21 protein-coding genes are annotated in these 22,535 nt (G+C 57.5%); 1 reads left to right on the top strand and 20 read right to left on the bottom strand.

Features of this window, described 5'->3' with window-relative positions; all coding sequences use genetic code 11:
* Positions 1–99 precede the first annotated feature (99 nt).
* The 4 genes from DHN55_RS20605 to DHN55_RS20620 all read right to left on the bottom strand — a co-directional run bounded on the left by DHN55_RS20605 (position 100) and on the right by DHN55_RS20620 (position 3,730).
* On the bottom strand, positions 100–1,104 hold the full coding sequence (locus DHN55_RS20605) for a sterol desaturase family protein (RefSeq protein ID WP_108883440.1): 1,005 nt from the start codon (positions 1,102–1,104) through the stop codon (positions 100–102).
* Positions 1,094–1,858 carry a class II aldolase/adducin family protein gene (locus tag DHN55_RS20610; protein WP_108883441.1) on the bottom strand — a complete coding sequence of 255 codons (765 nt, stop codon included), beginning with the start codon at positions 1,856–1,858 and terminating at the stop codon, positions 1,094–1,096. Before DHN55_RS20610 ends, DHN55_RS20605 begins: the two co-directional genes overlap by 11 nt.
* A gap of 101 nt (positions 1,859–1,959) precedes the next feature.
* Positions 1,960–3,207: a TIGR03862 family flavoprotein gene (locus DHN55_RS20615; RefSeq protein ID WP_108883442.1), complete on the bottom strand. Its 1,248-nt coding sequence runs from the start codon at positions 3,205–3,207 to the stop codon at positions 1,960–1,962.
* Positions 3,197–3,730 carry a GNAT family N-acetyltransferase gene (locus tag DHN55_RS20620; protein ID WP_337660615.1) on the bottom strand — a complete coding sequence of 178 codons (534 nt, stop codon included), beginning with the start codon at positions 3,728–3,730 and terminating at the stop codon, positions 3,197–3,199. The genes DHN55_RS20615 and DHN55_RS20620 overlap by 11 nt, the downstream gene beginning before the upstream one ends.
* A 217-nt stretch (positions 3,731–3,947) precedes the next feature.
* Between DHN55_RS20620 and DHN55_RS20625 the strand changes: the two genes are divergently transcribed.
* Positions 3,948–5,969 carry an alkaline phosphatase PhoX gene (locus DHN55_RS20625; RefSeq protein WP_108883444.1) on the top strand — a complete coding sequence of 674 codons (2,022 nt, stop codon included), beginning with the start codon at positions 3,948–3,950 and terminating at the stop codon, positions 5,967–5,969.
* 96 nt (positions 5,970–6,065) lie between these two features.
* Here DHN55_RS20625 and DHN55_RS20630 read toward each other — a convergent pair whose 3' ends face one another.
* The 16 genes from DHN55_RS20630 to dctP all read right to left on the bottom strand — a co-directional run bounded on the left by DHN55_RS20630 (position 6,066) and on the right by dctP (position 22,525).
* Positions 6,066–6,749: a tetratricopeptide repeat protein gene (locus DHN55_RS20630; RefSeq protein WP_337660616.1), complete on the bottom strand. Its 684-nt coding sequence runs from the start codon at positions 6,747–6,749 to the stop codon at positions 6,066–6,068.
* 248 nt (positions 6,750–6,997) lie between these two features.
* Entirely contained in the window at positions 6,998–7,222 is a 225-nt protein-coding gene (locus DHN55_RS20635) for a hypothetical protein (protein ID WP_337660617.1), read from the bottom strand.
* A 150-nt stretch (positions 7,223–7,372) separates the two neighbouring features.
* Positions 7,373–8,224, bottom strand: a complete 852-nt coding sequence (locus DHN55_RS20640) for an MBL fold metallo-hydrolase (protein WP_337660618.1) — start codon at positions 8,222–8,224, stop codon at positions 7,373–7,375.
* A 48-nt stretch (positions 8,225–8,272) separates the two neighbouring features.
* Positions 8,273–9,088: a peptidylprolyl isomerase gene (locus DHN55_RS20645; RefSeq protein ID WP_108883447.1), complete on the bottom strand. Its 816-nt coding sequence runs from the start codon at positions 9,086–9,088 to the stop codon at positions 8,273–8,275.
* A gap of 216 nt (positions 9,089–9,304) precedes the next feature.
* Positions 9,305–9,952 (bottom strand): class I SAM-dependent methyltransferase, encoded by a 648-nt coding sequence (locus DHN55_RS20650; protein ID WP_337660619.1) that lies wholly within the window; start codon positions 9,950–9,952, stop codon positions 9,305–9,307.
* Entirely contained in the window at positions 9,940–10,446 is a 507-nt protein-coding gene (locus DHN55_RS20655; protein ID WP_108883448.1) for a DUF6653 family protein, read from the bottom strand. Before DHN55_RS20655 ends, DHN55_RS20650 begins: the two co-directional genes overlap by 13 nt.
* Positions 10,447–10,479: 33 nt before the next feature.
* Entirely contained in the window at positions 10,480–11,346 is an 867-nt protein-coding gene (gene tauD, locus DHN55_RS20660) for a taurine dioxygenase (protein ID WP_108883449.1), read from the bottom strand.
* Entirely contained in the window at positions 11,343–12,359 is a 1,017-nt protein-coding gene (locus DHN55_RS20665) for a fatty acid desaturase (protein ID WP_108883450.1), read from the bottom strand. Before DHN55_RS20665 ends, tauD begins: the two co-directional genes overlap by 4 nt.
* Positions 12,360–12,469: 110 nt before the next feature.
* A complete protein-coding gene (gene parE / locus DHN55_RS20670; RefSeq protein WP_108883451.1) occupies positions 12,470–14,524 on the bottom strand; it encodes a DNA topoisomerase IV subunit B in 2,055 nt (684 codons plus the stop codon).
* Positions 14,525–14,687: 163 nt separating this feature from the next.
* On the bottom strand, positions 14,688–15,578 hold the full coding sequence (locus DHN55_RS20675; protein ID WP_108883452.1) for a CHAD domain-containing protein: 891 nt from the start codon (positions 15,576–15,578) through the stop codon (positions 14,688–14,690).
* Positions 15,579–16,282: 704 nt separating this feature from the next.
* On the bottom strand, positions 16,283–16,984 hold the full coding sequence (locus DHN55_RS20680; RefSeq protein WP_108883453.1) for an alpha/beta fold hydrolase: 702 nt from the start codon (positions 16,982–16,984) through the stop codon (positions 16,283–16,285).
* A complete protein-coding gene (locus tag DHN55_RS20685; RefSeq protein ID WP_108883454.1) occupies positions 16,977–17,867 on the bottom strand; it encodes a LysR substrate-binding domain-containing protein in 891 nt (296 codons plus the stop codon). Before DHN55_RS20685 ends, DHN55_RS20680 begins: the two co-directional genes overlap by 8 nt.
* A gap of 76 nt (positions 17,868–17,943) precedes the next feature.
* Positions 17,944–19,665: a thiamine pyrophosphate-requiring protein gene (locus DHN55_RS20690; protein WP_108883455.1), complete on the bottom strand. Its 1,722-nt coding sequence runs from the start codon at positions 19,663–19,665 to the stop codon at positions 17,944–17,946.
* Between the two features lie 36 nt (positions 19,666–19,701).
* Complete coding sequence (locus tag DHN55_RS20695) at positions 19,702–21,018, bottom strand: TRAP transporter large permease subunit (RefSeq protein ID WP_108883456.1); 1,317 nt, start codon at positions 21,016–21,018, stop codon at positions 19,702–19,704.
* Positions 21,019–21,028: 10 nt separating this feature from the next.
* Positions 21,029–21,505 (bottom strand): TRAP transporter small permease subunit, encoded by a 477-nt coding sequence (locus DHN55_RS20700; protein ID WP_108883457.1) that lies wholly within the window; start codon positions 21,503–21,505, stop codon positions 21,029–21,031.
* Positions 21,506–21,565: 60 nt separating this feature from the next.
* Positions 21,566–22,525 (bottom strand): TRAP transporter substrate-binding protein DctP, encoded by a 960-nt coding sequence (dctP, locus tag DHN55_RS20705; protein ID WP_337660620.1) that lies wholly within the window; start codon positions 22,523–22,525, stop codon positions 21,566–21,568.
* Between the last annotated feature and the right edge of the window lie 10 nt (positions 22,526–22,535).

Here is a 22,535-nt window from a genome sequence, read left to right on the forward strand (position 1 = left end):
CTCCGGCTAAAGCGCTAGAAGTATCTGAATACTGCATTGGTGCAGTTCAATGTACGACACCAAAATAGCAGATCACGCCACGACCTGCAGGAATGAGGTTCACCTAACTGCAGCATGCATGCGCTGCTTCCTTTCGCGGATCACGCGGGTTGCTTCATCGGAACCATCATGAAACGTCCCGAACCAGCGATCCCACGGCATTTCCTGGTTGCCGTAATTGCACTCGAAAAACCGGTGATGCAGCTGGTGATAGAAGGTGCCCAGCGCCAGTCTTCGCTTGTCCCTGATCAGCAGGTCCTCATAGCCGGTGTGGGTCATGGCCGCACCCAGCGCCTGGTAATGCAGATGGTAGATCACATGGAGCGGATGAGATGCGGCTACCACATGGATCAAGACCGATGAGAAGTACAAAAGATGCTCGACCGGATGCATGGATGCACCGGACCACGGGCCGACGCTGACATTGCGATGATGCAGAGAATGAAAATGCCGGTAGAAAAACGGCACATGCAGCAAGCGGTGTACCCAGTAGAAATGGAAAGCCGACCAGATCGGCACCAATACAAAGAAGGCCAGGAACCATATGGGGTTAGCCGTAAAACTTGTGGTCGGCAGGTATCCGTTGGCCATTGCCCACCAGGTCACCACCTGGAACCCCGTCCAGAACAGGACACCGCTGCCCAGAGACCAGAACATGTTGTCGTGCACCTGGTTTTTGAAGGCAAACGTCCGGCTGCCGCTGGTCATGTCGCGATGGTCGAACTTGAGCTTTTTCCCCTGCCCCCGCCTGATGTAGAAATACCAGTGCAGCGATCCGGCAACGGCCAGCATCAGTCCCATGTTGACCAGCCAGGTCTGGATGATCCAGCCGGGCGCGAATGTCCTTGCATCCTCCAGGCCAGGATAGAGAAAATACCACGCTGCAATCGAGATCAGCAGCAACAGCACCCGTTCGCTCAGTGACAGCCAGTTGCGCGCGAACCAGCGAGCCAGGAATCCGAAATCCGGCGGCCATGCGAAAATAGACTTGTCCGCCAGAGGCAGTTCAGGGTGATAGTTCCACTTGCTGCGCGGTGCGGGTTCGGGTACCCGCTCAGTGGGCATAATCGGAGCCTTCGTCGTCGAGGATGGCCTTCAGTTCGTTCAGATGACAGTCAGCCTGACCGGGATACTCCTCGATCTCGCGCGCGGTTTTTTCTGCCACGTCGTCAGACAGTACTTTCAGTTTGCGGCCGGTCCACAAGGCCTTGATGTAGGTTTCGGCGGCACGTTCAAAATAATACATGCGGTTGAACGCATCGGCGACGGTGTTACCGATGACCATGATGCCGTGATTCCCCATGATCAGCACTTTTTTGGACGGGTCCGACAGTTGCCGGCAGGCACGCTCGGCTTCCTCTTCAAACGCCAGGCCGCCATACTGGTCGTCGATCGCATAGCGATTGAAGAACACTGCGCAGTTCTGGTCGATCGGCGGCAGGCCCGGATCGTCCAGCGTGGCCAGCACGGTTGCATGAATGGAATGTACATGCAGCGCCACCCGGGCATGCGGGCACAACCGGTGAATGGCACCGTGCAGTCCCCATGCAGTGGGGTCCGGCGCGTCCGGCCGGTTCATTGCATCGGGGTCATTGGCATCGAGCAGCAACAGGTCAGACGCCTTGATACGTGCAAAATGCATCTGGTTGGGATTCATCAGGAACTGCGTTCCGTCTTCATTCACGGCGACAGAGAAATGATTGGCGACACCTTCATGCATGTTCAGCCGGGCGGTCCACCGGAAGGCGGCAGCCAGGTCAGCGCGGATTTCCGGGTGATCGAGGCGGTTGGGACGCAATGGCGTGGCGGCAACAGTCATCGGCTTGTCTCCTTCACGATGTCATGACGACGTCATGCTCCGAAGGATGTTTCAATTTTCGTTGGCCCGCAATGAAAAATGCAAGGAGCAAGGTGAAGTTTTCAATCAGGTCCGGCAGCGACCGTTTCGACCTGCTTGCAGGCGAATGCCGCTGCGCCCTCGCCCGCTGCCTTCCCGGTTGCGAAACAGGCCTGCAGCAGGTATCCGCCGGTCGGCGCATCCCAGTCCAGCATCTCGCCACACACGAATACGCCCGGCAGCTTTGTCAGCATGAAATTTGCGCCCACCTCAGCTGCCGCAATACCACCGGCTGACGAGATCGCCCTGTCAATCGAGCGAATCCCCGTAACCTTCACCTTAACCGTCTTGAGACTGTGGGCAAGCTCGTCATCTGTGCGCACAGTCTCCGGATCAACGCAATCGCGCCACACGGATATGGCCTGGGGCGACATCCCGGCAGCCTTGCGCAACCTGTTGGACAACGACTGTTTGCGGGGAACCTTGGCAAGTCTTGCGGCCAGCTGGCTCACATCAAGATCAGGGCGCAAATCAAGTTGCAGGTCACACTGACCCGAGTTCGACAGGGAATCACGCAACTCGCGCGACACTGCATAGATCGCACCGCCTTCAAGTCCTGATCGGCTGATCATGGCCTCACCACGCACCGTGCGCCCGGCCAGCGTCAGGGCAATGCGCTTCAGTGGCGCTCCGGCATGGCGGGCAACGGTCATATCCGACCACTTGCATTCCACACCGGCGTTAGACGCAACCAGCGGTGCAACCTCAATGCCTTTGCCTGTCAGTATCGACACCCAGCTGCCGTCGGCGCCAAGACGCGGCCAACTGGCTCCTCCCAGTGCCAACACGCATACATCAGCGACAACGCGGGAGCCATCTGAAAAACCCAGAACACCGTCATGGCCCCAATCGGTCCAGCGCTGGCGCGTTTCGAATGCGACACCCAGTTCATCCAGTTCGCGCAACCATGCCCGCAACAGGGGCGACGCCTTGAAACTGCGGGGGAACACCCGGCCCGACGATCCAACAAATGTCTCCTCGCCATGGCCATCAGCCCAGGCACGCAGGTCATCCGGAGAAAACCGCTTGATGGCCGGACCAAGCCAGGCGGATGCATCGGCATACCGCTGTAGAAACCCATCAATGGGTTCAGAGTGGGTCAGGTTCAGGCCCCCCCTGCCCGCCATCAGGAACTTGCGGCCAACGGACGGCATGCGCTCAAAGACCGTCACTCGAAGCCCCGCCCTGGCCATGACGTCAGCCGCCATCAATCCGGCAGGGCCAGCCCCGATTACCGCACCCGTTGCCGGGCGCGAAAGCCTAGATGGCATAGCCGCGCTCGAAATACTCTTCTGCGAGCAGCCGGTAGATTTCCACATCATGGGCGCGATTGAGGCCAGTCGATCCGGGCATCACGGTGCGTTGCATTGAAAACCCGAGCTTGCCGGCAATACGGGCTGACGCAAGATTTGGCGCCATGACCTTGCACCACACCTCGGTTGCGTCGAGACGCTCGATGGCCATGGCGCACAACACTTCGCCCATCATGGTTCCGGCACCGGTGTCCCAGACCGTCGGGTCGACACCCCAGCCAACTTCCGCAGCACCACCACCAAGCAGCCAGATAAAACCGTCGGCAATCAGTTCCCCGGTACCTGCATCAACCGCGCACAGCCTGAAATGCCTTCGATTGCGGGATTTCTGCCGGGCCAGATGGCGTTTGAGGACAACATCGATTTCTGCCACCGAGCCGAGTTTCACGGCCAGCCAGCGGTTGTATTCCGGCCTTGTCATGAAGCGCGCCAAAGCCGTGGCATCGCCGGCCTGCCATTCACGAAAGCTGAGACCAGGCATTGTCACCTGCGGCAGTAACAGTTCGGTTGACACTGTATCGTCCTCACATGGAATACTGGGTCCTGACGGGCCTTGAAGAGCTGAGTCTAACTGCTTCTGTCGACATGGTCGAGGCCGCTTTCATCTTCATTGGCCTGTCGCATAAACTCGGTAGTAATCGACAAACGAAAATCCATCGCAATTGCGCCCTTACGAAGGTGAAGAAACAGTGTCGAACATGAACAGTCCATCATTCAGCAACAAGGCAGAGGCGTTCGAGGCCTCTGATGACACACCAACACACATCGTGGACACGGCAACCATTGGCGACGTTATCCAACATCGCTTCGGCCGGCGCGATGTGTTGAAAGGCGCCCTGGCCGTGACGACGGTTTCATATCTGATGGGCGGTGCTGCTTTGCCTGCCTCCGCCACGACGGAGAACACATCATCAGCATTTGACTTCAACGAATTGCAAGCGGGGATTGATGGAAATCACCACCTGGCGGAAGGGTATGAGGCGGACATTTTACTGCGATGGGGTGATGGCCTTTTTGAAGATTCCGAAGCCTTTGATCCACGTTCCCAAACGGCCGCACGCCAGCACCGGCAGTTCGGCTACAACAATGACTATATCGGCATATTCAAGATTGCAGATCGTCCGGACAATCTGCTGATGTGCGTAAACCATGAATACACCAACCCGGAAGTCATGTTTCCCGGCCTGACCGCGTCGCCGAAGGACAATGATTTCTCGGAGATCAATGCCCAGCTGGTAGAGGTCGAAATGGCCGCCCACGGTGTCAGTATCGTGGAACTTGAACAGCGTGACGGCAAATGGCGCGCCGTGCCTGCATCTGCATTCAACCGCCGCATTTCCGCCAGCAATACGGAAATGTCAGCCGACGGCCCTGCTGCCGGGCACCGGCGGCTCCAGACCAGTGCCGATCCGTCCGGCAAACGCATTGTCGGGACCCTGAACAACTGTGCCGGCGGGGTCACGCCCTGGGGTACGTATCTGACTGCAGAAGAAAATTTCCACGGTTACTTCTGGACAGATGAGATGGTGGACAAGGACGACAAGCAGGTGCGCCGGAAAAAGGGGCTCGGTGATGATCAGGCTGACAGCTATGCAAGGTACGGCCTTCCGGGCAACTGGTACAACTGGGGTGCGCACCAGTCCCGTTTCAACGTGGACAAGGAGCCCAATGAAGCAAACCGGTTTGGCTGGGTGGTCGAAATAGACCCGTTTGATCCCTCCTCCACACCGGTAAAGCACACCGCCCTTGGGCGGTTCGCACATGAGGGTTGCGAATGCATTGTGAACGCCGACGGGCGCACTGTGGTGTATTCAGGTGATGATGCGCGGTTTGAATACGTCTACCGCTTCATCTCCGCCAACCAGATCTCGGCTGATCGGGAGGCCAACATGGCACTGTTGTCGGAAGGAACGCTTTCGGTTGCCCGCTTCAATGCAAATGGCACGGTGGACTGGCTGCCCCTGGTTTACGGAAACGGACCGCTTGTCCCCCAAAATGGCTGGGAAAGCCAGGCACAGGTTCTCATCGACGCCAGGCTTGCCGCGAAAGCCCTTGGCGCAACACCGATGGACCGCCCGGAAGATGTTCAACCCAACGAGCAAACCGGCAAAGTTTATGTCATGCTGACCAACAACAACAAGCGCAAGAAAGACCAGATCGACAACGCCAACCCGCGTGCCGACAACCTGTTTGGGCATATTATCGAAATGACGACGCCTGGCGGCGATCATTCAGCGGATCAGTTCACATGGCAGATACTGATCAAGTGCGGAGATCCCATGGTCGCCGATGTCGGTTCCTTGTGGAACCCGGCCACCTCTGCCGATGGCTGGTTCGGGTCTCCGGACAATTGTACAATCGACAATCAGGGCAGACTTTGGGTAGCCACTGATCAAGGCAAGAACTGGCCCAAGACCGGTAAAGCTGATGGCCTGTATGCCGTTGATACGGAAGGCGCAGCGCGCGGCACCGCGAAACTCTTCTTCCGGGTGCCGGTCGGCGCGGAGATGTGCGGCCCCTGTTTTACACCGGATTTCGAAACGGTTTTTCTGCCCGTACAACACCCCGGCACAGACGGCACCAAAGAGTTTGAAGGATTTGAAAGAGAATCAACGTTTGAGGATCCGGCAACCCGCTGGCCCGATTTCTCAAATGACATGCCACCACGTCCATCCATTGTCGCGACCCGGAAAAAAGCCGGCGGGCGGATTGGCGGTTGAGATCGCTGCCTGCTGTATCAGGACTGATACCTTGCGAGGCTCCTGGCTCTCGCAAAGTTCTTTACGTTTTGGCTGGGTGCGCAGACGTTGTTTCGGTCAATTGGAAGCTGGTGCAACGTTCTGCTGCGAGGCGAAGGCGCGTTCAATAGCCACTTTCAGTTGCAGCAACCCTCTACCGCGACTGTCACCGGGCGGCAGCATCAGATAAGCAGCATTTACGTCTTTCATCGCTTCCGGCAGCTTGTTTGTCCGGTAGTACGTCGTCGCCCGATTGACAAACGCGTTGTAGTGATTTGGATCGAGCTCGATTGCTTCGCCAAAAAATTTCAATGCGATATCATAGTTGGCGAGCATGAAGTGGTTTTTACCCATCAGGTTTAACGGAACCGAATTCGTTGGATCCAGTCTTATGGCTTCCAACAGATCCAACATTGCCCGGTCGTGATCGCGCTTGTTGAACAGCGCTCGGGCACGGGCAATGTATATGTTGGCGTCGTCTTTGGTGTTGTCCAGCGCAGTGGTCAGGTCAGTAATGGCATTGTCGAGCTGACCCAGCTGGCCATATGTCACACCGCGCGCCGTGTGAGCATCGACCAGTTGCTTACCGGTCAGGCCCGACTCAATTGCCCGTGAACACGATCCTATCCGCTCAAGCGCGGGTGTCCTGCCAAGGCAGTCCTCAATATCGCTTGCCGCCATCACGGGCGACCCTGAGACCAGTACCGACATTACCAGGCCGGCAAACAGTCCGGACTTCAACAACACTTTTCTAACCAACACGCTATCCTCTACGCCATCATGGATTTCGCCAGCCCCCATGGTACCGGCGAACGACAAAGCACTGCACTCCACTCTCTCATGCGGTTTATTTGCGGAGAAACTTGGGCAGCATTCATATTTGCAATGGTACACGCTCCCAGAGCAAGAAAAAAGGCCGGACTCATATTGTCCAGCCTTGTTTCCAGTCGTGTCAGAATACAGGTTATTGCCGGATCCGCTGTGGTCGGCCTTCCCTGCGCAAGTCCAATTCAGCCCTGTTTCAGTGCAGCTGCCTTGCGGGCGGCAAAATCGGCCTTGATCTGGCGCAGTTGACCTGAGTCCAGCAAATGAGCTGCCTCGGTCTCGAGGCGATGGATCGCGCGCGCTTCACTTATCAGTGAAATGCGGGTCATCAGCCGTGCGAAAAATCCGCGACCCTTGTCATCGGCACGGGCTGTTGTGTGAAATTGATTGATATGAGCTGTAACAGCCATGATCTTCTCCGTCTTCTTTTGCAATGACATCCACAATCGGGTGTCTTGATGCAATTCTTGTAGAGGAAGATCGTGACGATTATGTTGCGTTGCAACGTAAAATGCTGCAACGCAGCAATGCCTGCCATGCATGACTCTCGCAACGGCAGGCTAAAACTGCGGTTCGAGCACGATTACGGTCGGTTTGGCAGGCAAATTATCAGTCGACAGGGTGATCGACCGCGCCTGTTCCCGGCGAATGGCAAAATCATTGCTGAGGTTGGCGACAAATTGTGAAAGAGAATAGTCGCCGAATGCATGCATCGGCAGAATCACCCGCGATCTGAGTTGTTTGATAACGCCCGCCATCTTGTCTATGGGCAGCGTCCAGCTTCCGTCAACCGGCACCATCACAACATCAAGCCGTCCGATCCAGCCCAGGTGCCCTGCTCCCAATTCATGATGCAGGTGACCGAGGTGGCCGATGCATAACCCGGAAATCTCGAAGATGAAGATCGAATTGGCGTCCTTTTCCGGTGCCTGCCATCCTCGAATGTCCGTTGTCACATTGCGGATCAACACATCTCCTACTTCGAGATTATGGTTGCTGCGCCCGCCTTCAGGATTCCACCCGCGCAGAACATGTTCAATGGCCGGGTCCGGACTGTCTGTGAAATGGGTCTCATGCGCCTTGTTCATGGTGACCACACGCGGGATTCCCCTGCGGCCGGTCCAGCCGGCATAGTCGGTGGCGATTGTCACACCCCCCGGACTTTCAATCCAGAATGTCGAATGGCTGACATAACTGATCCGCACTGAACCCGATACCGGCTCACCCTGGACCTGCTTTAAACTGACAAAACGGGCCCTGGGCAGGCTCTCAGCGATCGCGAGGCAATTGCTGGGCGCACGCGCCACACTGCCGGTTTGGGCAAAACCCACTCCTGAGCCAGCCCATGCAGATGCTGCAACAAGCACGACGGCAACCACCAGCGCGCTACAAAACCGGTAGATGTGTCTCACCGAATGGACCCTCCAGCAATTGCCGCAGGTCCGGCAAGTAGTGCCGGATTACGGCTTAGTGAGTTCAATCTTCGCCTTACCGCGAAGCTCTTTGACAATGGCCTGCAATTTGTCAGCTTGCAAACTGACGCGAATACGCTCAGCGACATCTTTCAGCTCGGGGAATGCCTGCTCGCGCTCATCGACCTTCTTGATGACATGAAAACCAAACTGGGTCTGCACCGGTTGTTTGGTGTAGGTTCCCTTCTCCATCGGAAAGACCGCAGCTTCAAAGGCCGGCACCATGCGACCTGAACCGAAAAATCCGAGATCACCGCCACGCGGACCGGAAGGACCGGTTGATTTGGCCTTGGCCAACTCGGCAAAGTCAGCGCCCTTGTCAAGTTCGGCAATTACTGCTTCTGCTTCGGCCTTGGTCTTCAGCAGAATATGGCTGGCCTGAACTTCTTTCTTGCCTGCGACCTGTTTCTTCGCCTCGTCATAGCGGGCCTGGACATCGGCATCCGAGACCAGTTCGGCAGACCGTTTGCGAACAAACGCCTCACGCAATGCCTGTACTTCCAGCCAGGTAATCTGGCGCTTGTAATCGTCTGTCTCGGCAATGCCTTCCTTGCGCGCGGCGTCAGCCAGCAAATGCGACTCCACCAGAATGTTGACGATGAATGCCTGCTGCTGGTCCGGCGCGACCTGGTTCAGGGCGTCGCCAAGCGTCATTCTGGCAAAATCCACGTCCTTGCTTGTGATCACGTGTCCATCGACGGTCGCCAGGGTTTTTGCGTCCTGCGCGTGAACGGTAGACGCGCTGACTATTGCCAGCGCTGCGGCACCTGCAAAGCCTGCACGCAGAAGTACGGAAAAAGACATCAAACATTCCCTTTATAATCATGAACCCTGAATTTTGCGCGGACCATGCCCCGGCTGCAACCGCATTACAATTAAAGAATATGTCATGTGCATGGTGAATTTGCCTCATCCCGCCTGGCTCAGCGGCCGTGACTGCCGCAACTTGGCGTTGTAAGCAACCAGGAAAACGCCGCCGCAAAGGCCCGTATGTTCAAATAAATCATCACCCGAATTCTATCAATGAGGCTTGGTAAGGAACACCACGTCCCTGGCAATGATTTCGCACCCCATCGACAGTTGTTGAGCAAGCACCGCAAATGTCTGTTCGCGGTAAAACACCACATGAGTGGGGTCATGCCGATATCTCCAGTTTTCAAACCGGGCGTCATCGGTCTGGAATATCGTCATCACCGCCAGCAGGCCACCTGGTTTCAGCAATCCGGACAGGCGTTTGAATTCAACAATAGGCTGCTGGAAATGCTCAGCCGTCTCCGTGCAGGTTACGAAGTCGTAGGTGCGCGCCAATGGCGACCTGTCTGCTTCGAAATACGGATCGTAAAGTGACATGTCATGACCGGCGTTGCGCATCATGTCCGCGAGCGCAGCGGCCGGTCCACATCCGTAATCCAACCCCGACGATGCGGGGCGAAGCCGGGAGAGCAGCGGATCTGCCAACTTCGACAAATACGTTCGATAGCCGACATCACCTACATCGTTTTCATGGGTGACATAGTGGGCGTATTCGGCCTCGGAGGTCGGGAAGCGGGACGGTTCAAGAAACGTGGCCTGACAGCCGGTGCAGCGATGATATGCCTTGCCGTCGCGGTCGACCAGCAACACACCGGTTGCATCGCTGCCGCACACCCGGCAATTCAGCGCAGCCACGCGGCATACTCCGGTACCTGGCTCTTCATATCTTGATAAATCCAGACCATCCGGTCCATCTGCCACAACTTGCCCATTACCGTAATCACCAATCCCAGCAATACAGTCCAGGGGTTCAGCACCCACAAACCCCAGATCAGCGGTACAAGACCGGATCCGGCCAGCGTGCCAAGATAAGAAGCCATGCGGCCATGATGGTCGGGTATCGGGTGGACACCTGTGTTAAGCCACACGCGTTCTCCAAATGTTACCTTCGACATCCAGTTGTCGGTCGAAACGGGCTCAGGAAAAGCACGCGGGTTCCAGTACGTCCACACCACCAGCGCCAGAACCGGCAGCAGGCACCACCAACCTATCCAGATCCTCGACCAGATACTCAGCGCCAGCAGCGGCAATATGGGCATCCGTGTCCAGCCCGACCACGGATTGGCATGCCGTGCCCAGGTCGTGTCATCCATGGCCATCAGGCGTTCAAGCTTGCGGGCAATTTTCATAGTCACGCATATGGTGCCAACCCGCTGAGAATATCAAGCTGCAGCAGATTTGCCCGCAGCCCTGGCGCGGCGGTCATTCACCACCGTAATGCGGTTCATGCAGCGATAATGCGGCATATAGTCGGAAACTGCATAATGCTGGGTACAGCGATTGTCCCACATGGCAATAGATCCTGCCTGCCATTTGAAGCGCACCTGATATTCCGGTCGGTCGATGTGATCCAGAAGATAGGCCAGCAAGCGATTGCTGGCTCGCTTTGTCATGCCGACAATGTGCTGGGTGAAGCCTTCGTTCACATACAGGAACCTCCGTCCTGTAACCGGGTGCACCTGCACCACGTTGTGCAAGGCGCTGCCAAAGCGCTGCATGGCTGCGTCAAGGCGCCCGGTATCCGCCTCTCCGACGGTAAAGCTGTTGCGAAAATCCCCCATGTCATGAACAGCTACCTTGTCAGCCAGGTGTGCTTTCATATGCTCGTCGAGTGCGTCATAGGCCGCATACATGCTGGACCAGATGGTGTCACCGCCTGTTGGCGGCACATCACGGGCGACAAGGATGGATGCAAACGGCGGGCTTTGCTTGAAGGTCAGGTCGGTGTGCCAGCCATCCGTATCGGGTGGATTGCTGGCATCATTCGCCAGCATCACAATGCGGTCGAAGCCCGGAACGTGGGCGTACACGGGGTGAGGTTCATCCAGATCACCGAATGATTGTGCAAATGCCATATGCCGTTCCGGCGTCATGTCCTGATCACGGAAAAACACCACCAGATGATCAATCAGCGCCTTATAGATGCGGTCCTGCGATGCAGCGGTCAAAGTGACGCTGAGATCCACGCCGGAAATCTCTGCTCCTATGGCAGTGGTCAAAGGTGAAACGGTGAAGTCACGATCACTCAAGGCTTTGTCCTCTTGTGTATGACATCAGCCTGCCTAGCAGAAACAGATGCTGCAAGTTCGAAGTCGCCATTGTCGGGCTGAAAAGTCCGTTCGTAAGCATCATCAATATTGCGGCGCATAAACGGGTGTTCGACTGGTTCGCGACGGCGCAGGAGCCAGTACCAGGCGACCTGGAGGTAGCCGCCGGGATAGTGGTAGCCGCCATTGTCGCGCAGGGTCTTTGCCTTGTCGAGACGCCAGATGGCCGGCAACTCGGACCACGACATATAAGGGTGGTCGTGATGGACGGCGTGAAAATTGTTGTTGAGAAACAGCAGGCGCATGAACAGACCGGCCTCGATCACTGCTGTACGTTCGGCAACCGTTTCTTCGGCGCGATGTTCGATGAAGGTCCGTATCATCAACAGCGACATGGCCGGATACGCCACAAACAATCCGTAAGCCCACAATGGAATATCCAGCCAGACCAGTAGCGCGACGACCGGCACCACACCTGCGAAGTGTGAAAGATACGCCCGGGCAATTTCCCTGTTTCCGGCACACACCGATTTGAGATCATTGCGCCAGAAACCATACAGGGCCAATGCCGGTCCAACCAGAATGCGACCGCCCAGCGTGCTGTTGATACCCAACAGGGCCTGCATCAACGGGCTGGTGCGATGCCAGTCATGACGGCTGAGATACCAGCTTTCAGGATCGTCATAAGGATCGGTCAGCATGACATTGTTATGGTGGCGAAGGTGGGTTTCGCGAAACCGCCGGTACGGCACGAACAAGCCTATTGCCGGAAACACCAGTGCTTCGTTGAGCGCAGCAGACCGGGTGGGATGGCCGTGCAGTGCCTCATGCTGAAGGGAAGAATGAAAAGTAGCCATTACCATTGCCGGAATGACCCAGAACCATCCCAGCACATCGTGCCAGATGATTGCGGAAAGCCAGATTGTGTAACAGACAGCGAGCGCGACCCAGGTGGGCCATTCGCGAGCTGCCCTGGTGGTCCCCAGCACCGGCATCTTGAATACAATCTAAAAACCACACCGCCGTGAACCCGGCTGCTCGTGCGTGACGCAATGATAGCTCACATTTCCGTGATTGTCACCAAAATGTCAGTAGTTCATCACACTCAGATATCCAGTTCGACATCATCCACGAACTGGGCACGCTCAGTAATGAAATTGAATCGGTCTTCGGGCTTGTTGCCCATCAGTTCCTTGACCACGCGCGCGGTCACCTCAGCTTCACTGGGCGCCATCTGAACCTGCAGCAAGGTGCGGTTGCCGGGCGTCATCGTGGTTTCCTTGAGCTGTGCGGGCAGCATCTCACCGAGCCCCTTGAACCGGGAAATCTCCACCTTGCCGCGACCGGTGAAGTCGCTGGCCAGCAGCTCATCCTTGTGATCGTCATCACGGGCGTAGGCAGACTTGGTGCCCTGCACCAGCCGGTACAGCGGCGGCACGGCCAGATAGAGATGCCCCTGCTCGATGAGCGCCGGTGTAAGTCGATAGAAAAACGTGATTAGCAGCGAGGCTATGTGCGCCCCGTCGACATCGGCATCGGTCATGATGATGACCTTCTCGTAGCGCAAATCATCTTCGCGGTACTTGTCTCCCGTGCCACAGCCCAGGGCCTGCAGGAGATCACCCAGTTGCTGGTTGGCATTCAACTTGTCGCGGGTTGCAGACGCAACATTGAGTATCTTGCCGCGCAACGGCAGGATAGCCTGGGTCTTCCGGTTACGGGCCTGCTTGGCCGACCCGCCGGCTGAATCACCTTCCACGATGAACAATTCAGAGCCTTCGCGACCCGACGACGAACAATCGGCCAGCTTACCCGGCAGGCGCAGTTTACGCACTGCGGTCTTGCGGCCCACGTCCCGCTCGGCGCGGCGGCGAAGACGCTCCTCGGCGCGCTCCAGCACCCAGTCCAGCAGCTTGTCGGCCTGGGCAGGATGGCCAGTCAGCCAATGGTCAAAATGGTCCGACACAGCCTTGTCGACGATGCGCGAGGCTTCTGCCGTGGCCAGTTTTTCCTTGGTCTGTCCCTGGAACTCCGGTTCACGGATAAACACCGACAGCATAATGCCGGCAGACGACATCACGTCATCCGTCGTGATCACCGACCCGCGCTTGTTGCCGGAAAGTTCGGCATAGTTCTTCAGCGAGCGGCTCAAGGCAAACCGAAGCCCCTGTTCGTGGGTGCCGCCTTCAACCGTGGGGACCGTGTTGCAATAGGATGAAACAAACCCGTCAGCGCCGCCGAACCATGCAACGGCCCATTCGACGGAGCCGTGCCCGCCTTCCTTTTTCACCTTGCCGGCGAAAATCTCGTCGGCCACCCGGGGGCGGCCGTGAATAGCCTCTTCGAGATAGTCCTTCAGCCCTCCGGGGAAGTGCAGAACGGTCTTTTGCGGGGTCTCGTCCTTGTCGGTCAGATGGACCGGGTCAACGGACCAGCGAATTTCGACACCGCCAAACAGATAGGCCTTCGACCGGGCCATCTTGAACAGCCGTGCCGGTTTGAACTTTGCACCCTTGCCGAAAATCTGTTCATCGGGTTTGAAACGCACCCGCGTGCCGCGCCGGTTGTGAACCTTGCCTTCGTTGGATATCGGACCCTGGGCAAATCCGCGCGAATAGACCTGGCGATACAGCGTCTGATTGCGGGCAACCTCGACTTCCAGTACTTCAGCCAGCGCATTCACCACCGACACGCCCACACCATGCAGGCCGCCGGATGTTTCATAGACTTTGGAGTCGAACTTGCCGCCGGCATGCAGGGTGGTCAGGATAACTTCGAGGGCCGACTTGTCCTTGAACTTGGGATGCGGGTCGATCGGAATGCCACGGCCATTGTCAGACACACACAGAAAACCGTCAGCGTCATACTCCACTTCGATAAAGGTCGCGTGACCGGCTACCGCTTCATCCATGGAATTGTCGATGACTTCGGCAAACAGGTGGTGCAATGCCTTCTCATCCGTGCCGCCAATGTACATGCCGGGACGGCGGCGAACGGGCTCCAGGCCTTCCAGCACCTCAATGTCGGCGGCGGTATAACCTGCCTCAGCCGCGGGGTGCTTGGATTTCTTTTCAGGCGAAACGGAGGATGCAGCAGCTACTGGTTTTGCAGCAACAGGTGCAGGCTCCGTATTGCCAAACAGGTCAAGTGACTTGGACATTCGTATTCCGGTTGTTCATCATTATCGTGGCGAATCAGCTGGATGCAGTATGGCACGCGCACCACACCAAATGCGAGTTTACCCGACAAAAAGGCCACAAATTAGAGCACCCGGTCCGACCGGTCACGCAGGGTCAGATTGAAACCGGCAAAACCGCGCGGTCCTAGCGCCAGAACCGCGGCAGTAAATTGAGGGTGTCGGACAGGCTCACGGCAAGGTCGACGGCTTCGCTTCGCCTTGCCCCCCAGGCATCAGCGCCGACCAGCCTGTCATGCCCGGTCATCCGGGCTTCATCAAGGTCGTTTATGGTGCCTAAGCGGGTTTGCAGCAATTTGGCGGTCTTGCGCCACGGCGCAATGTCCCTTTTGGCAAACAGCGACCGGGTAAATTCAAGCCAGTATCTCAGCCGCTTCAGGTCCTTGCGAAACGCATGATAGTCGCCGGTTGTTTCAAACACCTGCTCAAGACTGCCTGCCCGGTTCAGTTTCTGCACGGTTTGCTCAACTATGCCCGGCACAATACACAGGCAGGGTTGATCGAGCACCTCGGTATCGCGCCGACGCCAGTGTTCTGCCTGCATCAGTTTCGCAAACTCATCCACGAAGCCAATCATAGCGGCATTGGACAACTGTGCCTGCGCATCACGAACCATCGTTAGTCGATCATGCCGCGCGTCGTGTGTTTCTGCTCCCGCCGCAGCCAACCAGTGCGTGACAACATCATGCTGCCGCAGCGGATGCAGTATCGCCATGGCCAATTTCAAGTTCGTCGCTAGTGGCTTGTATGTTTCCGGCTGCATCCAGGCCCTTATGCCCTTCAGAAAAACGCGCAGCCGGCGAGCCGAAACCCTGGATTTGTGGACCGAACCAACGCTTCCGGTAATCATGAAGACCTGCAGATTGTGCCTCAGGTCCGCAAGGTTTTCATTTGCAATCACGGATATCATACCGGCGCCTGTCATTGCCGGGGCAAGCCGGATGCGGGTTGGTTTGCGCGCCTGCAGTTCAGCCGGGCCGGTCACAGCGTTACCGGCTGCCTGAATCTGAACTGTCATGTCTGGCGCACCTTCATCACGTGTTCCTGGATCAATATCGGGCTCACGGATAAAACAACCCCGCACATTGGGGCAATGTGCGGGGTTGCAGACTCCAGAGAAAACCTGAGGTCGAAGCGAGGGGGAGCTCCAAATACGACAGGTATTAACCGATCGGGCCGGAGGGATTAGCAGGGGATTTGGGGCCCGCCAGCTCCAGATCGATCATTCTCTTTTACACGTCACAAACGCTCAATCTGAATCTCTGCGTTCTATCCGCGTCTACAGCGTGATTACTTTACACTAGCAATCTTCGCTATCAAGTCTCAAAAACTAACAATTTGTTAACCATCGGTCAAATCACGATTTACGTGAGAATAGCTGCCCTATTCGTAAACAGAGCAATCCGCCTTCGACGACTCAAATAAACGGCCCCGCCGGAACCTTTAACCGCGCGGGGCCTATGGCTTTTTTGCCTGTACCCGGTCAGGAAACCGGGCTTTTCATAATACGGGCACGAATGCCCGGAAATTCGGGTTAGTCATATGTCGGAATGGCTGAAATCAGGCTGCATGGCCTAAGCGCACGCGCTTCTTCCCTGTCGACTGATCACAGCAAAGGATGCTTTGGCGGAGTCATTTTTGTAGACCTCCTTGCTTAGCGGATATGTAAATGATGCACATGCAGGCCGGGTGTCGTCAAATCACGAAAAACGTCAGCATACCTTACATTTCATCCAGCCACTGCCGCATCGCAGCATTTACCACTGCCGGAGCTTCCAGGGTGGAAAGGTGGCCGCATCCGGCGACCAGTTCCAGCCTGGCATGTGGAATCTGCCCTGCCACCTCGCGCGCATAATCCGGCGGCGTAATCTCGTCCAGCAGGCCGGTCAAAATCAATGTCGGACAGGAAATACCGGACAGGCCTGCACGATAATCGCGACGGGAGATGATTGCCGCCATCTGGCGCCTGAAAACCGCAACACCGGTGTCGGTCGCCATCTGAACAATCGTATCGCGCAGTTCCGGTTCCAAAGACCTGCCGGCAGCGACCAGCCTGGACAGCAGGATGTCGTAGGTTATGTTCAGATAACGTCCCTCGTCAGCCATCTTGAGCAGGGATTTGCGTCCGGCAAGCTCATCGGCGGTATCGGGTCTGGCCTTGCCGTCAAGCAGCGCCAGCCGGGTCACGCGTTCCGGGGCAACAGCCATGATTTCCAACGCCAGGTAGACACCCATCGACAATCCAGCCAGGGCGAACCGGTCAGGCGCCTGATCCAGGATCTGACACGCGATAGCGTGCATGTCATCTGCACCGGTATGGTCGGCGACAACGACATGGCGGCTGTCACTGAACTCGCTTACCTGTGGTGCAAACAGATCAGCGGTACACATCAGCCCCGGTATCAGCAATAGTGGCTCAGGCATCCCAACCATCCAGCATGAGTTGCGACAGCGCCATATAGTCATCGCGCAGCGGTGTCGACTTCCGCCATGCCATGGCGACCGTCCGCGACGGCTGCGGGTCGGCAAACCGCAACAGCCGGATACGGCTGTCGGGTGCCTGCTCGCGAATACACATTTCCGGCAGAAGCGTCACACCATGGCCGTTTGCAACCATCTGCACGATGGTGCTCAGTGACGACGCCCCCATGGCGCGAGACAGTTTCGACGTGCCGATATTGCAGTAATTCAACACCTGCTCGCGCAGGCAATGCCCCTCGCCCATCAGCAACAACCGGTCTTCACCGATCATTGACGGTGTTGCCCTGATACCGGACTTCATCTGCTGGTCATCGCGCACCGCCAGAAGAAACCTGTCAACGAACAGTTCGCGCACCTCAATTTCCGGCGACTTCAGCGGCAAGGCCGCCACGATCACATCCAGCTTGCCTGCTTTCAGTTCGTCAACCAGGGTTTCGGTCACGGTTTCCCGCAACCGCAGGTCGACATCGGAATAGCGGTCTGCCAGCCGGGTCAGCATGGCCGGCAACAGGTACGGCGCAATGGAAGGAATCGCCCCCAGGCGCAAGACACCGCTCAGCGTGCCAGTGCGCTCCCGGGCAAAATCTTCCAGGTCAGACACCGCCGACAGAATTGCCCTGGCCCGGCGCACTGCCTCTGTGCCTTCTGCGGTAAGGCTTACATGCTTGGGCGACCTTTCCAGCAGCGCCACGCCCCACCGCTGTTCAAGCTCCTTGATTTGCTGGGACAGTGCCGGTTGCGAGACCGAACATTCCAGCGCCGCCTTGCCGAAATGGCTGTGGCGGGCAATGGCTTCCAGGTATCTGAGCTGGCGCAGGGTTGTCATGATCTGGATAATAACAACTTATCAAGTTGTATAGCCATTCGTATTTGAGGTTATTCTTGACTGAACCGCCCACCTGTCAGTTTTGCGAAACAACAACCTCAAGCAGCGCCTGGCGTTTCTCCTCGGTCACAACTTCAATCGCCTCCCTGATCGCCGCAGCAAGGTCAGACCCGTTTTCAATGCGGCGGCTCCATCCCCTGCTGGCGGCCGCGATCATGGCGAAATCCGGGTTCGGTGCCAGTTCCGACATGGGCACCGTGTTGGCACGCGAGGCGTGACCGTCCGGATACATCATCAGTGTCGTCTTGCGCACCGCATTCCAGACGCCGTTGTTGAAAACCACGGTGAGCAGCGGCAAGTTGTTTGCTTCAGCGATCTGGTGGCAGGCGACCGGATTGGCGAACATGTATGAGCCATCGCCGACGCAGGCCACGGTGACCTGGCTGCGATCAGCGAGCGAAGCACCAAGGGCTGCCGGCATGCCCCACCCGAGCCCGCCGGCCAGTGCGTGTGAATGGTACCGGTTGCCGGCGGTAAATCGCATGAACGACGGATCACAGCCCAGTTCGGAAAAGATGCGCGCGTCATCGGGCAGGCAATCCGACAGGGTTTTGCTGACGAAGGCAGCGGTCATGATGCTGCCTTCAGCAATAGTAGCTTTAGAGGCGGCCTCTTCGAGCCGCGCCTGCGAGCGTTTCGACAGATCGGAGTGGCGTTGTTTTACGCTTCCGGCGAACGCATCCTTGTTTTGGGACAGAGCCTTGTCCAGGGCGGCTATAGCGGCTGCCGGATCAGCGGTGAGGTTGACGGCGGAGCGGAACCCCCTGACCGGCACACGGGAAAACAACGGGTCTGCGCCGACCTGGATGACTTTCGCCGCAGGATCGGGTTTCGCCCAGGTTTCAAGCCAGGGCACCATGGCATCCAGCACGATCACCAGGTCGGCGTCGGGCAACAATTGCCCCGGGTCGAACCCCATATGCATGGCGTGATCTGTCGGCAGCACATTGCCGGACGGCCAGAATTCGCAGACCGGTATGGCGAAATTTTCCGCGAAAGACGCCAGTGCATCAGCCAGGCGGCCGTCCGGATCGCCGCGCTGGGCGATGATCATTGGATTTTTTGCAGCTATCATCGCGTCCACGATCACGGCAACTGTGTCCGGATCGGGTGCCGGTGGCGAAGACACCGCATGACGCTGCGGGCCGAACGGCACATCGTCCGGCCATGACCCGCCCAGAGCCTCGCGCGGCAGGCCCAGATAGATCGGTCCCCTCGGCTGGCTCATGGCAATGGCATAGCCCCTGTCGACCAGGTCAGGCCCCTGCTCCGGCAGCTTCAGCTCATATTCCCATTTCACGAACTCCCGCACGATTGCCGACTGGTCGCGCATGTCCTGCCCCCAGTGAATGGGCAGGCTGCGGGCACCGAGTCTGGCGCCCTCGGTCGCCGGCGTGCGGCCAGCCATGAGGAATATCGGAATGTTGTCGCTGGCCGCGTTGATGATCCCCATCAGGGCGTTCGCCAGGCCGACATTGACATGCACCATGACGGCCTGGGGTTTGCCGGTGGCAAGGTAGTAGCCGTGCGCCATGGCAACGGCCGCAGTTTCATGCGGCGCAATAACGGGGGTTGGAATGGGCAGGTCAGCCTGTTGGTTCTTCGAATAGATTTCTATCACGGGAGCAAAGTCGGTCCCGGCATTGGCGAACAGATAGTCGATATCATGCTGCTTCAGCCGGACCAGAATGGCTTCAGCCGCTGTTTCGGGAACAAAGTCTTCGGGCAGTTCAGCCATAACAGCTCTCCGTTTGGATGTATCTCTGCCAGCACGTCAGCGGCGGATGAGATTGGGTAACCAGGTGGTCAGGTCGGGGAACAGGATCAACAGGGCCAGCACCCCGAGTGCAAGCAGAATAAACGGTATGGCCGCGCGATAGACCTCGCCAAGTGATATCTCGGGTGGCGCGACACCTTTCATGACGAAGATCAGCAGTCCGAACGGCGGTGTCGTAAAGCTTATCTCCATGACGACCAGCATCAGGACACCGAACCACAACAGATCAATGCCGGCACTTTGTGCCAGCGGGATGAAGAACGGCAACGTGATCATGATCATGCTGACCTGGTCCATGAATGCGCCCAGCACGAGAAGGACAATCAGCATCGACAGCAACAGTACTATGGTTCCTGAATCCAGGCCGGTGATAACCCTCAGCAGGCCGTCCGCCGCACCGGAAAAGGCCAGTATCTGGGAAAACGTGACAGACGCCGCGATGATGAACAGGATCATCACGGAAATCTTGGCGGTCTCGGCAATGGCCCTTTTCATCGCGGCCAGGGTGAACTTGCCATAAGCAATGGCCGCAATTGCAGAGGCCACGCTTCCCAGGGCTGCAGACTCCGTCGGTGTCGCCCAGCCGCCCAGTATACTGCCGACGACGACAACGAATATCCCCATGAGGGGCAGGACATGGGTCAGCAGTGGCTTCCAGCGTTCCCACAAGGTGGCGGGTTCGACATCGTAGGCGGGTGCGAGAGCCGGATTAGCGCGACAGCGTACGATGATATAGATCAGGAAGCTCGCCGCCATCATCAGGCCGGGAATGATGCCGGCAATCAGCAGCTTGGCAATGGAAATGCCTGCAAGGCTTCCCAGCAACACTGCCAGCGCTGATGGCGGGATCAGCATGGCGATGCTGCCGGTCGCCATGATCGGCCCCATGGCAAGAGTTGGATGATAACCGCGCTTCAGCATGTCCGGCAGCAGTGCGCTGCCGAGCACGGCTGTGTTGGCAATGGTCGATCCGGACAGGGAAGAAAACATGGTTCCCCCGAGCACCGAGACGATGGACAGCCTTCCCGGCACACGGGTGATCAGCTTGTCGATGGCGTTGATGGCGGCGAATGCCACTCCGGTCTGGAACAGGATTTCCCCCATCAGCAGGAACAGAGGGATGGGTGCCAGCGAGAAATTGCTGACCGAGGCGATGGTGTTGCGCACCACCTGATCCAGCCCGACCTCGCCGCCCAGAAACACGAAAGCGCCTATCAGGTTCACGCCCAGGAAGGCGAATGCCACAGGCAGGCCCGTCAGCATCAGCAGCAGCAATGTGCCAAGCAGCAGAAAAAGCGCGGAAGACCAGTCCAATTCTTCCTCCCTATGCTGCCTGCTTCGCCAGCCGCAGGCTGAACTCCGCCATCAACAGAACCCCCGAGACGACGACCACCACAAAGAATGGCCACTCGGGAACCACGAGTTCCTTGAAGATCAGGTCACCACGTTCCAGCGCGTCTGCGGTCACACGCAGCGCATACCAGGTCAGGACACCGGATATCACCAGCCCCAGAACATCCGCCAGGTTGGCGAGCAACCTGCCCGCCGCACGGGGCAATGCGGTCAGCAGCAGATCGACCCGGACGTGGGCGTTCTCGCGCAGGACCCAGGGTGCCGCCAGAAAGGTTGCTGCGAACAGCACATATTCAGACACTTCCAGCAGCCAGGGAAAGTTGCCGAGCCCGAGATTCCGCATGGTCACGTCCATGGTGATCAGGACCGCCAGGCACGCCAGTGCAACCCCAGCCGAAAACCCCAACATGCCGACGAATGCGGCATGCACCTTCGAGATGACCTGCATCGAATGGAATGCTCCGGGTAAGACAGTGGACCGCGGGTGCGGCCCACCTGATGGCGAATGTTACTTGCTCAAGAGTTCTTTCAGCTTCGGGCCGGTTTCCGGGTTGGCCTTGATGAATTCAGCCCAGCCGGTTTCATAGGCCTGCTTGATATAGGCATCGCCTTCCGCACCGCTGAAGGTGATCGTCTCAATGCCTTTTTCAGCCTGCTTCTTCATTTCAGCCGCATTGACCTCCTGGTCCTCACCGCACAGCCCTTCCATGAATCCTGCCGCCTCCTGCAGGATTTTCTGCTGGTCGGCATCGAGCTTGTTCCAGGTATCGTCATTCAGGATCACTTCCACCGAAGCCCGGTAGAAAGCAGGATCGACCCGATACTTGGTAACTTCGTGCCAGCCCAGATCAAGAACCCCCTGGGTCGGCCAGCCATATCCGTCGACCGTTCCGCGTTCAAGCGCCGTGTAGACATCACCCGGCTTGGTCCGGATCAGGCTTGCGCCCATGGCGGAAAAGAAAGCCCGGTAAATCGGCGTGGTGCGGATTTTCAGGTCTTTCAGGTCGCGCTTGTCGATCTTCTTGTTGAGATAGAGATGAAACGGCACACAGTCTTTCTGGCGGGCCAGATGATAGGCATTCATCCGCTTCTTGTGCAGATCGTTGGTAAACGCCCACGCGCCGTTGGCACGTTCTTCAGAGATGGTGAAGGCGGAGAGCTTGAACACGTCGGCTTCCGGCATCAGCTTGGTATAGAACGCGCCCGGCAGGTTGCCGATGTCGACAACGCCGGTCCGGACCGCGTCACCGAGCTGGAACGGGTTCATGACCTTGCCGCCGCCGCCCTTGTAGTCGATCTGCAGCTTGCCTTTACCGAGTTCATTGGCCTTGTCGATGAAGCGCTCAAAATTCTTCGAGAACGTGGTTCCTTCGGCAAATGCACTGACGGCGGACAGGCGCGCTTCTTCCGCGACAGCGGGCACAAACATAAGGGCTGCAAGCGCAACTCCGGCAAACAATCGTTTCATGATTTCCTCC

The organism is Anderseniella sp. Alg231-50 (assembly GCF_900149695.1).
Classification (GTDB): domain Bacteria; phylum Pseudomonadota; class Alphaproteobacteria; order Rhizobiales; family Aestuariivirgaceae; genus Anderseniella.